At 44.0% G+C, this 13,161-nt stretch carries 11 protein-coding genes; 2 read left to right on the top strand and 9 right to left on the bottom strand.

Annotation, left to right across the window (positions count from 1 at the left end; all coding sequences use genetic code 11):
• The first annotated feature begins 5 nt into the window (after positions 1 to 5).
• Complete coding sequence (locus tag MTF70_RS09015) at positions 6 to 788, top strand: slipin family protein (protein WP_005373196.1); 783 nt, start codon at positions 6 to 8, stop codon at positions 786 to 788.
• Positions 789 to 829: 41 nt separating this feature from the next.
• Here the strand turns inward: MTF70_RS09015 and MTF70_RS09010 are convergent, their stop codons facing one another.
• Positions 830 to 1,264: a globin gene (locus MTF70_RS09010; protein WP_031780773.1), complete on the bottom strand. Its 435-nt coding sequence runs from the start codon at positions 1,262 to 1,264 to the stop codon at positions 830 to 832.
• Between the two features lie 243 nt (positions 1,265 to 1,507).
• Here MTF70_RS09010 and MTF70_RS09005 point away from each other — a divergent pair, with 243 nt between their 5' ends.
• The gene (locus MTF70_RS09005) at positions 1,508 to 2,164 is read left to right on the top strand and encodes an NAD(P)H-dependent oxidoreductase (protein WP_042523604.1); all 657 of its coding nucleotides are present in this window, start codon (positions 1,508 to 1,510) and stop codon (positions 2,162 to 2,164) included.
• Positions 2,165 to 2,260: 96 nt separating this feature from the next.
• Here MTF70_RS09005 and choV read toward each other — a convergent pair whose 3' ends face one another.
• From choV to MTF70_RS08965, 8 genes are all read right to left on the bottom strand, one after another.
• Positions 2,261 to 3,439, bottom strand: a complete 1,179-nt coding sequence (choV, locus tag MTF70_RS09000) for a choline ABC transporter ATP-binding protein (RefSeq protein WP_017633664.1) — start codon at positions 3,437 to 3,439, stop codon at positions 2,261 to 2,263.
• A 2-nt stretch (positions 3,440 to 3,441) separates the two neighbouring features.
• Positions 3,442 to 4,284, bottom strand: coding sequence for a choline ABC transporter permease subunit (gene choW, locus MTF70_RS08995; RefSeq protein WP_248393934.1), 843 nt, complete (start codon positions 4,282 to 4,284; stop codon positions 3,442 to 3,444).
• Between the two features lie 75 nt (positions 4,285 to 4,359).
• Positions 4,360 to 5,298, bottom strand: a complete 939-nt coding sequence (locus MTF70_RS08990; protein WP_017820327.1) for a choline ABC transporter substrate-binding protein — start codon at positions 5,296 to 5,298, stop codon at positions 4,360 to 4,362.
• A gap of 36 nt (positions 5,299 to 5,334) precedes the next feature.
• The gene (gene betA / locus MTF70_RS08985; protein WP_005373209.1) at positions 5,335 to 7,050 is read right to left on the bottom strand and encodes a choline dehydrogenase; all 1,716 of its coding nucleotides are present in this window, start codon (positions 7,048 to 7,050) and stop codon (positions 5,335 to 5,337) included.
• 180 nt (positions 7,051 to 7,230) lie between these two features.
• On the bottom strand, positions 7,231 to 8,691 hold the full coding sequence (gene betB / locus MTF70_RS08980) for a betaine-aldehyde dehydrogenase (RefSeq protein WP_042523598.1): 1,461 nt from the start codon (positions 8,689 to 8,691) through the stop codon (positions 7,231 to 7,233).
• 18 nt (positions 8,692 to 8,709) lie between these two features.
• A complete protein-coding gene (gene betI / locus MTF70_RS08975; protein WP_017820329.1) occupies positions 8,710 to 9,309 on the bottom strand; it encodes a transcriptional regulator BetI in 600 nt (199 codons plus the stop codon).
• Positions 9,310 to 9,914: 605 nt separating this feature from the next.
• Positions 9,915 to 11,963: a tetratricopeptide repeat-containing diguanylate cyclase gene (locus MTF70_RS08970; RefSeq protein ID WP_205461063.1), complete on the bottom strand. Its 2,049-nt coding sequence runs from the start codon at positions 11,961 to 11,963 to the stop codon at positions 9,915 to 9,917.
• A 435-nt stretch (positions 11,964 to 12,398) separates the two neighbouring features.
• Positions 12,399 to 13,157 (bottom strand): SDR family oxidoreductase, encoded by a 759-nt coding sequence (locus MTF70_RS08965; protein WP_033906450.1) that lies wholly within the window; start codon positions 13,155 to 13,157, stop codon positions 12,399 to 12,401.
• Positions 13,158 to 13,161: the final 4 nt, after the last annotated feature.

The following is a 13,161-nucleotide window of genomic DNA, read 5'->3' as shown; positions in this document are numbered from 1 at the left end:
GCTTTATGATGCTCTATACCGTTGCGGTGATCGTGGTGCTGCTGTTCGCACTAGCGACCCAAATGTTCAAGGTTTTGAGAGAATACGAACGTGGGGTTGTGTTCTTTCTTGGTCGATTTCAAGAAGTCAAAGGACCTGGTTTGATCATCCTTATCCCATTTATTCAGCAAATGGTGAGGGTTGATTTACGTACTGTCGTTTTGGATGTGCCGACACAAGATTTAATTACCAAAGATAACGTTTCTGTGCGCGTCAACGCGGTCGTTTATTTTCGCGTAGTCGATCCTCAAATGGCGATTAACAATATTGAAAGCTACAGCGATGCTACCAGCCAGCTAGCACAAACCACGCTGCGCTCGGTATTGGGTCAGCATGAACTCGATGAATTGCTATCAGAGCGAGAACGCCTCAATAAGGATTTACAATCCATTCTCGATCAACAGACTGATGACTGGGGAATCAAGATTGCTACGGTTGAAGTCAAACATGTTGATTTAAATGACAGCATGGTCAGAGCCCTAGCCCGTCAGGCAGAAGCAGAACGTAACCGTAGGGCGAAGATCATTCACGCTACTGGTGAGTTAGAGGCTTCAAATAAATTAAAAGAAGCAGCGCAAATGCTCAACGAAGCACCGAATGCACTGCAATTACGTTACATGCAGACACTCACTGAAATCACTACAGACAAAACATCCACTATTATTTTTCCAATGCCGATCAATCTTGTCGAAGCTGTCAGTGATATCGCCGAAGCGGTGAAAAAGAATAAAGAGACACAAGATAAGTAAGATTTTGCCCCTAGGAAGTAACGACCGCTCACGTTACTTCCTTATTTGGTACTCGCTTTAAGGATGTGCCCATCTTCTTTATCACATTCTTGTTTCATTACTTCTAAGCCCGTTTTAAAGCATGTTCGCCAAGCGGTTTCAACATCGGCATCGTACCCAGAATCACACTGTCGAACCGTTTCTAACAAACTCTCAAGCCAAACATCAAAATCCTGCGGCTCTATACCAATTTCGGCACTTGCATGCTTTTTCCCATACTTTTCCACCATTTTGTGCGCTTCGGTCGAGGTATCTGCCATCATAAAAAACACGATAGACCCTCTAAGCATTCTCACTTGTTGGTGCATGTCTATACCGTCAAACTTCTGTCTAAAGTTGGCGCTTTTCGACCATAAATTTTTGTAGAACAAGTCGAAAAACTCCTGATCTGAAGTACAACGTTCATAGCTATCATTAAAAACTTCAATCACGTTCATGTTGCTTTCCCCTACGCCTCAATATGAGTTTAATTTAATATCAAATAAAAGCTTCCAAATAAGGACTTTTAAGTTTCAAATCGATCAACTCACATCGATTTTCAACAAAAAGTAAAAAGTGATTTAAATAAACACCCTCTTATCAATGAAAAAATATCCATTATCATGAACCCATATTCGAGGTACGCATGGTTGTCGATGCTAGTGCATCCTCATCTGTCATCACATAAAGAGGATATAAACGTGTCCCATCAAATCATTACCGATCTAAATAACCGTTACACTGCAAAAAAATATGATGAAACCAAGCGCGTTTCTCAAGAAGACATGGCGATAATCAAAGAAGCACTGCGTTTGTCGGCGTCTTCTATCAACTCACAACCATGGAAATTCATCGTTATTGAAAGTGATGAAGCGAAGCAACGTTTCCACAATACGTTTGCAAATATGCATCAGTTTAACCAACCACACGCGAAAGCCGCATCACATACGATTCTGTTTGCTTACGATCCTAAATTTACTAAAGAGAAATTTGCGAAGCGTGTGGATGCAGAAGTAACATCTGGCCACTTGCCAGCGGAGATGTACAACAACTTTATGGGTGCTTACGCTTTTGCCGATGCAAATACGGACGAAAATGGCTTCAACGGAAACTGGACAAAAGCACAAGTCTATTTGGCACTAGGCAACCTACTACACACATTGGCACGACTAGGCATTGATTCAACACCGATGGAAGGTGTCGATCCGGCTCTGATTGGAGAAGAGTTTAAAGAAGAGCTCGAGGGCCATATTTGTGAAGTTGCGCTGGCGATTGGCTACCATAAAGATGGAGAAGATTATAATCATGGTCTTCCAAAAGCGCGCCTTGCAATGGATGACGTAATTACGACTCTATAGTCGACCATTGTCTTAGCTTAGCGACTTAAATCATTGTTCAAACTAAAAAGAGCCGCACTAATGTGCGGCTCTTTTTTACTTGGTTCTGCGTCAACTTTACGCAACTTGCTCTGACTTAAAATTACCAAGCAATGCATCGTAAAGCTCATTGTCGCTTAACACACCAACCAGCTTATTATCTTCAACCATAAGCAGAGGCTGATTGCTGCGCTGTTTAAGTTCAATCGCTTCTCGCATACTGATTTCTGGACTAACCTGAACCAGAGAGTTTTCATTAACTTCGTCAAGGTTCGAAGAATCGCTCTTCCATTGAATCAACGATTTACCTTTATCCGCTAAACTTAACCCCTTGCTCTCTTGTATCACCCAAATATCTTTATCAGGGCAAATCAGAACACGCGTATCTTCGCGAACCAAATCGTCACGCATTAAGGAACGTCCCTTCAGCACATTTAATGGATTAGTGTGAGCAACAAAGTCCGCCACATAATCGTTTTCTGGAGCAAGAATGATCTGTTCTGGCTTGCCATGTTGAATCAGCTTTCCTGATTCCATAATGGCGATGTTGTTGCCGATTTTAAGCGCCTCATCCAAGTCGTGACTCACAAAAAGAATGGTTTTGTTTAGCTTTTCTTGAAGCAGAATCAATTCATCTTGAAGCTGAGCACGAATCAATGGATCAAGTGCTGAAAACGGTTCATCCATTAACAAGATATCAGTGTCCATCGCAAACGCTCGCGCTAGGCCAACACGCTGCTGCATACCACCAGAAAGCTCGTGCGGGAATTTGGTTTCCCACTCAGATAAACCGACCATTTCGAGCTGTTCACGCGCCTTTTTACGACGCTCCGCTTTACCAATGCCTTGCATCTCTAGACCAAACGCTACATTGTCTAACACCGTTAACCAAGGCATCAATGCAAACTTCTGAAACACCATGGACACGCGGTGCGTACGAAGGTGGCGCAGTTTCTGTTCGTCACAGTTAGAGAGCTCAACCATGTCGTCGCCGTCTTTAATTTTCAGAGAGCCACGAGAAATATCGTTCAATCCGTTAACCGTTCGCAGCAAACTTGATTTACCCGAGCCTGAAAGCCCCATCAAGACACAGATCTCACCCTGTTTCACGTTCAGCGAAACATTATCAACCCCAACCACTTGGCCAGTTTCATCAATGATTTCTTGTCGAGACTTCCCTTGATCTAGTAGTGCTAGCGCCTGTGCTTGTTGCTGACCAAAAACGACATCAAGATTTTTAATAGTAATAGCGTCCATGATTATGCCTCCTTCTGGTTTGGTGCTTTACACAAGCGATCAAGAATGATGGCAACGAGTACAATCGCTAAACCAGCTTCAAAACCTTGCGAGATGTTTACCGTATTCAGTGCGCGTACGACTGGTTTACCAAGTCCATCAGCACCAACAAGCGCCGCAATGACTACCATAGACAGAGACAACATAATGCACTGCGTAACGCCAGCCATAATACTTGGCAATGCCGCAGGTAACTCCACCTTAAACAGTAGCTTCATGCGGCTGGCACCAAATGCTTTACCCGCTTCAAGTAGCTCCTCCGGCACTTTAATAATGCCGAGGTACGTCAATCGAATGGGTGCAGCGATAGCGAAAATGATGGTCGAGATTAGACCAGGGACAATACCTAAGCCAAACAGAACCAAGGTTGGAATTAGGTAAACGAATGTCGGTACGGTCTGCATTAAATCGAGTATTGGCCGCAACAAGGTGTATAACCAAGGACGGTGCGCCGCCATAATGCCCAACGGCACGCCAATTAATACGGAAATCGTTGTCGCTGCAAACACAAGGACAAAGGTTTCCAGCATTTCTTGCCAGTAACCAAGGTTGAGAATTGCGAGTAAGGCCAACACGATAAATACGAAAAGAGGAATGCTGCGATGTAAGAACCAAGCAATTGCCGCCGTCATAATGATTGGCGCTGCAGGTGGCATCCATTTAAAAATGTCCACCACGAAAAGAATGATCGTTTCAAGTGTAATAGAGATTGCATCGAAAAAACCCGATGCATTGATGGTTAACCAATCGACGCCAGTTTCCATCCATTGGCCCAACGGTAGTTTGTTGTCCGTAATAAAATTCAAAATAAAACCTTTGTGTTAATGAAGCGGGCAAAACTGCCCACTTTCTTTTAAAAAAACGAGCTCAAATACTGCTTATTAAGCGTTTGTTTTTAAGTAGTTTGTAATAGCTGTTAGCGCATCTTGGCCATCCACCGTTTTCACGCCTTCTAGCCACGCTGCAATTTGCTCTTGGTTTGCATTCAACCATGCTTGCGCTGCTTTTGATGGCTTCTGTTTCTGGTTAAGAATCGCTTCCATCAGTTCATTTTCCATTTCTAGGTTAAACTCTAGATTTTTCACTAGCTGACCTACATTTGGACACTCAGCGAGGTAATTTTTACGTACGTTTGTGTAGACGTTCGCGCCGCCGTAGTTAGGACCGAAGAAGTCATCACCACCCGCTAGATATTCCATTTCAACGTTACTATTCATTGGGTGCGGCGCCCAACCTAGGTACACAATCCATTGATTGCGGCGTGCGGCACGTGATACTTGAGACACCATGCCAGCTTCACTGGACTCAACTAGGCTGAAATCTTTTAGGCCGAATGCGTTGCTATCAATCATTGACTGAATTAAGCGGTTGCCATCGTTTCCTGGTTCAATGCCGTAAATGCGGTCTTTAAATTTGTCGGCATGTTTTACTAGGTCAGCGAAGTTGGTTACGCCTGCGTCATAAACGTATTTTGGAACCGCTAGCGTGTACTTTGCGCCAACGAGGTTCGCGCGTACGGTTTCAACAGTACCTGCATCACGGTATTTCGCGATATCACCTTCCATCGTTGGCATCCAGTTACCTAGGAAAATGTCGATATCGCCATTAGCCATAGAGGAGTAAGTTACAGGCACAGACAGAAGATCGGTCTTCGTTTTGTACCCCAACCCTTTAAGTAACTCTGATGTAACGGCAGTGGTCGCTGTGATGTCAGTCCAACCTACATCTGCGAAACGAACCGTTTCACATTGGTTGGCGTAAGCGCCTGTTGCTAAAGTACTTAGTGCAATTGTTGAGAAGATTTTTGTCATCTTAGACATGTTGAATTCCTTGTAATGATTACTGACTTTTTCATTTTATGAGATCGAATCGAGATCTCTTTTTGGCGGATGCATTCGTTGCATCTCTTGCCAGTCCGGTGCAATCCAAACTGGTACGTTGTTCGACGTTTCTAGGGCGTTATCCAAAATCATATCCGCGGCGCGTTCTGCCACCATAATCGTTGGCGCATTTAAATTACCGTTCGGAATGGTTGGGAAAATAGAAGAGTCCACCACACGCAAGCCTTGAATACCGCGTACTTGGCATCGCTCATTTAAGACGGCTAATGGGTCATTATCTGCGCCCATTTTGCAGGTACAAGATGGATGGTAAGCACTCTCGACGTTTTGCTTCACCCATTCATCAATCTGTTCATCCGTTGTGATGTTCAGACCGGGTTGGATCTCATCCCCACGAAACTCATCCATGGCTGGCTGATTGAGGATCTCGCGAGTAAGGCGAATACAATCACGCCAATCCTGCTTATCTTGTTCAGTGGAAATGTAGTTAAACTCAATCTTCGGCTTATCATTCGGATTCGCAGAGACAACTTCAACCGACCCGCGACTTTCTGGCTTGTTAGGTCCAACGTGCACTTGGAAACCATGACCATCAAAAGCAGCTTGCCCGTCATAGCGCATTGCCGCTGGCAAGAAGTGATATTGAATATTTGGCCACTTTAGTCCTTCACGAGAGCGGATAAACGCACACGATTCAAAGTGGTTAGTAGCCCCTAGGCCTTTGCGAGTTAATATCCACTCAGTGCCAATCAAGCCCTTGCTCACCAAGCCTAATTTGCTGTTGAGCGTGATAGGTTGCTTACAATGATATTGGAAGTACACTTCTAAGTGATCTTGCAGGTTTTTACCTACCCCTTCCAACGAGTGTTTCACCTCAATGCCCGCTTTTTCTAATACTGCCTTAGGGCCAATGCCTGAAAGCTGCAACAGCTGAACGGAGCCAACCGAACCCGCACTCGAAATCACTTCATTATTCGCAAAACATTGCTGAATTGAACCTGACTTTTCAAATTCAACGCCTACCGCTTTCTTACCTTCTGCACCAGTTTCTTCTAATAAAACTCGATGAACCGTCACCCTCTTCATTAGGGTGAAGTTTTTGCGTTTTTTAGCGCGGCTTAAGTATGCATTAGAGGTCGAAGCGCGTACGCCTTTGTCGACGGTCATATGCATTGGGCCAAAGCCCTCTTGCTGATAACCGTTGTAATCTTTTGTTTCTGGGTAGCCAGCTTCTTTGCCTGCATCAATAAAAGCTTGGTACAGTGGATTGAGCTTCATATCGTTGCCGTTACATGTGCCGACTGGACCGTGATCGCCCCGATATTCATCAGCACCACCAATCCAAGACTCTGCTTTACGGAAATAAGGCAAACACGACTGATAATTCCAGCCTTTCGCGCCTTCCTCTTCCCACTGGTCAAAGTCACAAGCGTGTCCGCGAACGTAAACCATGCCGTTGATAGATGAGCTACCGCCCAGAACTTTTCCGCGAGGACAATGAAGTTGGCGACCATCCAACCCTTGCTCTTCAACCGTCTCAAACTGCCACGCGTATTTTTCAGTGTTCATCGGGTAAGAAAGCGCTGTTGGCATTTGGATAAAAATACTTTTATCCGACCCACCCGCTTCGAGTAATAGGACCGAATTTTGACCACTTTCACTTAAGCGATCCGCTAACACACAGCCGGCCGAACCCGCACCGACGATGATGTAATCGTAGTGTTGTTGCATTTTTAATCTCCTAGGAGTTAATACTAATCACCCTAGATAAGTGAACGAAATTAGCGTAGGAAAAATGCTTGAGAACAAGGCGGAAATTTTGATAAGTAGTTAACCTACAATCAAAATTGACAACATAGTTATCGAGCATTTTAACAAGCTAAAGTGGTCAGTTATCTACTATGAGTAGTATCATTTGTAAGGGCTTTCGAAGTCGCTTAGCTGAACCAGAACACTCTTCGTTTGTGTGTAATGTTTAAGGGTTTCGACTCCGTTTTCACGGCCAACACCTGATTGCTTGTAGCCGCCAACTGGCATTTCCGCAGGTGAGTCACCCCATGTGTTCACCCAACAAATACCCGCTTGAATTTGATGGATCACACGGTGCGCACGAGATAGGTTTTGAGTAAATACACCTGCCGCTAAGCCATAATCGGTGCCATTTGCACGCGCAATCACTTCCGACTCATCGCGGAATTTCAGAACTGACATTACCGGGCCAAAGATTTCTTGTTGAACGTGGCTCATGTCATCATCGCAATCGACAAATACGGTTGGAGCAACAAAGTTACCATTGGCTAGGCCATTGTCTGTTACTTTGTAGCCGCCAGTCAGTAACGTCGCGCCACTCGCTTTCGCGGCTTCAATCGCTCCTAAAACTTTCGATTCATGATCTTTAGAGATTAGCGCGCCAATCTGCGTGTTCTCATCAAGCGGATCGCCGACGACTAACAGCTCGGTTCGGGCTTTAAGTTGTGTGATAAAGTCGTCATAAATACCTTCATGGACAAATACGCGTGTACCGTGCGTACAAACTTCACCTTGGGTGTAGAAGTTCGCCACCATGGCCGCAGAAACGGCATCGTTTAACTTCGCATCATCAAAAATAATCAGTGGAGACTTACCACCAAGCTCCATCGTTACTTGTTTTAGTGTCTTAGCGCTGTCACTCATTACGACTTTACCGGTGCCTGACTCACCCGTGAATGACACTTTTGCGATATCAGGATGCGCCGTTAGCATCTGTCCTACTCGGTAATCCCCTTGCACGACATTAAATACGCCATCTGGCATGCCCGCTTCTGAATAAATTTCGGCGAGCTTAAGCGCCGTTAATGGTGTTTCTTCTGATGGCTTGAAGATCATTGCGTTGCCCGCAGCCAGTGCTGGCGCCGATTTCCACATCGCAATTTGAATTGGATAATTCCAAGCGCCAATACCCGCGCAAATGCCCAATGGCTCACGACGTGTATAGAAAAACTGATCGTCGCTGAGCGGCTGCTGTTCACCTTGTAGACTTAGAGCAAGGCCAGCGTAGTACTCAAGAACATCGGCACCTGTTGTGACATCAACCGCGATAGCTTCTTGAATTGGCTTACCAGTATCTGCCACTTCCAATGCAGCCAGCTCGTCATTACGCTCACGTAAAATGGCAACGGCTTTGTGTAAAATACGGCTGCGCTCAATCGCAGTCATCGCCGACCATGCAGCAAAACCTTTCTTTGCCGATTCAATCGCTGCTTGAAGATCGTCTTGGTTCGCTTGTTTAATGTTGGCCAATGGCTCACCATTCGCCGGATTGTAAGTGGTGAAGTGTTCATCTGAACACCCGTCGTACATCGCACCATTGATATAGTGTGCTTTCATTTCCATTTTGAAGACCTGTAACTTTTATATTTTTTCAGAATAAAACGTAAGTTGTTTTTCGAGATAATCGTTGATGATGATTCTCGCTCTTTCTGCATCAATGCCTTGCGGGTTGAGCGTTCCGCGCAGCCAAATTCCATCAATAAGTGATGCAATACCATGAGCAACCAATTCAGCCTGCTCTGCATTTAATAATGCTTTGAGTTCTTTTCTTAGATGGGACAATAGACGTCGTTCGTTGACACGCTGCAAACGCTTGAGCTGCTCGTCATGCATTGAGTAGGACCAAAACGCCAGCCAAGTCTTAGCAACTTGGTTTTCTGCCTGATAGCCGACAAAGTTACCATCAATGATGGCGTTAATTCTTTGGTGATGAGCATCACTTGGCAGCTCACGTAACTTCTGTGTGATAGTGGACGAAAGCTGACGCAAGATTTCGCGCATCGTTTCCTCCAGCAATCCGTGCTTACCACCGAAATAGTGGTTGATAATCCCCGTTGATACACCGGCTTCTTTGCTGATTAACGAAATACTCGCCGCGTGTAAACCGACTCTATCAATCACTGACATTGTCGCTTTCACAAGCTGCGGTTTTCTGATTTCAGGCATCCCCACCTTTGGCATTTTGCGTCCCTGTTATTTTTAATTGAACGGTTAGTTAAATATAAAATGCCTGAAAATTAATTCGAACTCAAATTATTTTTAAAGAAAAATGTTAGTAAAAAAGGATGAAAAGTTGAGGGTGTACGAAAAATCGCTCGGTAAGAACTTGTCGGGATAACTAGATTTCAGTTTAAGAACAAACAAACAAGAAAAACAAAATCAAACACTTAACTCTTTCTCTATTTTTAAAACGATGATGAACGAGTTGATTTTTGAACAACAAAAATCTGTGCCACAAAAAATTTATATCGACCACTAATCATTTCACCTGTACATGGTTTGTTTGTACAAAGAATAGACACACTAGTTTGTTATAGTTTTGTAGACACAAGTGGCATTCGCACTTTGAAGGTGAAGGAGGCAAAAAGAGAGGTTATGTTGAACGCCATGAATATGCGATTCGATATCCTTAAGCCATTTTTAAGTAATATCGCCAAGTGACTTTAAGATGTTAGATTCAGCGTTTTATATTCGAAGCAAGGATCTCAAAGTCACTTGGCTATCAAAGTAAATGGGAGGGATAAGTTCAGATTCATCGTGCGATGAGCCTGAACTCTTGATTTCTGTTACGCTAGCGAACGACCTTTCACGCAGTTGCGTCCGTTCGCTTTCGCTTGATAAAGCAATTTATCGGCCTGATCGCAAAGTGATTTAAAGCTCATCTCATTATCTTCAGTGGTAACGACTCCAAAACTACAGGTCACTCTCACTTCTTCTTTCTGTTCCGTAACAAAGCCATGTAGGGATAAAGCGCTACGTAAACGTTCGGCAGTAATAAGGGCGTTTTCATGGTCTGTATTGGGCATAACAACAACAAACTCTTCACCACCAAAGCGAGCAACAATGTCGTTTTCACGTACAGTTTCCTCCAACACTTTGGCAACGCCAGTTAGTACGGTATCTCCAAACACATGCCCATAGGTATCATTTACCTGCTTGAAATAATCCACATCGATTAACGCTAAAGTTACTGGCCCCGATTGTGGTTTATTTGGCACCATTTTCTGTTTATCGAGTTTGCTATCTACCCATTTATTTAAAGCTAGATAACCGTACTTAACTTGCTCGACTTGCTCAAAAACAAAGTGTTGTATTTTTTCTTGCTTAGATTGAGGTACCGGTTTCTCTTTTCGCTCACGCCTCACTTCTACTGGCTTAGTGAACCAGTCCTCTAAAAAACGGCGATTGAACAACCCTGTCAATGTGTCTGTCTTTGCGAGGCGACGCATTCTCAAACGCGAGCGATTGACGACGAGAAATACTACCGCCATCAAAAATAGAACACCGATGAGCGCAAGTAGCGCTTCACCCAATAAGTAAAAAGTACGACGGTTATTTTCTAGCTCCATACGCTGCAACACATTGTTCCAGTTAAGATCTTCGTTCTCATATTCAAGTCGTTCCAACTCAAATAACGTCTGCTGGCGCTCAAGATTTTCAACTTCTCTTTGATTGCTAAATTGGATAAATTTATCGTGATAGTTACCGTAAGTTTCGAATGCTAGTTTAAAGTCATTGCTTCCCGCATAGGCCATAGCGGCGACTTTTAGTAGCTCCATTTGCTGTTGCTTGACGTATCGACTCTCTATAATCTCCGGCAGCATTGGTGCAATCATCGCTAAAAGTATTTCAAATTGCTGCTGCTCTAACATATATTCGGCTTGTAACAACTTAAATGTTGCCAAATACGCGTTAGACGTTTCTCTGTACTGTAAATTCTCCGCCAGCTTCAAGTGGTTAACCATCTTCTTTTCTTGATTCGTCTCGCGATATAAAGCTGCAAGTTCAAGGTTAACTCGAAATCTAAAGCGTCCATCACCGATAATTTGAGCCAGCTTTAACGCTCGCTGATATGACGCTATCGCCTCTTCGTATTGGAACTGTGCTTTATGAAGTTTCGCTATCGTCAAAACGCTCAACAACTCATTGAACGACATACGCCTATCCCTAAAATAGCGATATGCTTGTTCCAAAAGCGCCTCAGATCGGTCGTAACCCTGAATTTTGACAAGTACGTCACCTAGCTCTAGTGCTGCACGTTCGACCAGCCCGTGAACACCTGAAGATTCAGCCGCATCCATGGACGACATAAGTGCAGCATAGGATTTTTTAAACTCACCTTGCTCATCGTAATAGCGTCCTTTTAGCAACAGGATTTCTGATTCAAGTTGCTTATCACCATTCTCACGCGATGTTTCCAACAAGCTATCCAACGCAGAAAGCGCGGTATCGATATCGCTCTTTCCAACCATAGTTCGCATCTGAATCAACTTAAACAGGAGATACTCATGGCTCTGTGGACGCACAAGCTCCAATCCTTTTTGAACGACACTCTGACTCTCTTCTACGCGCCCTAGCAGCTCTAAAACCGTGGCCTTGGCAAGCCAGTAACGCACCAACAGCGCTGTTGGTTGGTTTTGTAGTAAAGACTCTTCTTCTAACGCTTCAATCAAAGCTAAAGAACTCTGAGGTAATGCGTAAATTTGATTTTCGATGCCTTCTAACGACTGTAAAAACTTACCTTCCTGTTCCACCTTTTCTGTGGATGCCTGAACAGAAAAACACAGACACCCCAATAATAGCGGCATCGTCCTAAGCGAATGAAATAGTGACATTATTGCTCTTCCCTAATGGGTAGTTACTTCAGTGTAATTGAGAATTCTGATTATTTATTATTAAGACAACTGAAGGTTATTCAGTCAGCCTCATATTCCCATGTATTTTGCGCTGAATAATAAATCACCATCTTTAGATGCCGAAATAGTTTTCGGTTACAATATGACCAATGAGAATGTTTTTTACACACCAAGAATGACGATCTCGTTAGTGAGACAAAAGATCGTCTTAGTTGTGAGTTAATACATTTACATGACAAGCAATATAGAACTAACCATTCACATTAGAAATAGAATCAATTTTTATACCGTTCGATGAGATAGCAGTCGACCATGCATCCAATACATTTTTCAGATAGAAGCAATAAAAGAAAGAAGAAAGTGGAAGGAAGCGGACAATCAAACTCGCTCCCCTTTTTTATGTTGCAGAGGGGGTTACATTCGCATTCCGCCATCGACTTCGAACACTCGTCCGGTCACGAATTCGTTGGTTAACACGTATTTTATGGTCGATGAAATTTCATCCGCCAAACCTAAACGTCCAACCGGAATCATTCCGATTAAACGTTCCATCGCTTCAGGTTTTATTTGGTCTGTCATGGCAGTTTTGATGACACCCGGAGCAATCGCCACTGAGCGAATTCCGAAACGCCCTAACTCTTTCGCCCACACCGTTGCCATGGTGGCTACCGCCGCTTTAGATGCTGAATAGTTGGTTTGACCAATATTCCCGGCACGCGCAACGCTGGATATGTTGATCAGAACCCCTTTGCTATCGGTGTTCAGCATTACCTTGCTCGCTTCACGGCCACACAGGAAAGTGCCTGTTACATTCACATCTAGAACAGACTGAAATTGTTCCAGCGACATCGTGTTAACCTGACCATCTTTGACTTTAATGAACATACCATCACGCATAATACCTGCGTTATTGATAACGCCATTGAGCTGCTTGAAATCTGCCTCAATTTGCTCAAAAGCAGTGCACACCTGCTGTTCGTCAGTCACGTTCGTCACATAAAAACGAGCGGTAACGCCGAGAGATTCACATTCCGCTTTCGTTTCAGCCAGTTGCTCTGAATTGAGGTCGATAAGCGCAAGATGAACGCCATTTTCCGCCAGTGACAGTGCCATTTGTTTACCCAGCCCCTGCCCTGCCCCCGTGATCGCAATGACCTTATTTGCTAACTCCATAAGC

This window comes from Vibrio sp. 2CM40D (assembly GCF_023161825.1).
GTDB classification, from domain to species: domain Bacteria; phylum Pseudomonadota; class Gammaproteobacteria; order Enterobacterales; family Vibrionaceae; genus Vibrio; species Vibrio alginolyticus.
The sequence above is the reverse complement of the archived record's forward strand: the minus strand, read 5'-3'. Positions and strand labels throughout refer to the sequence as shown.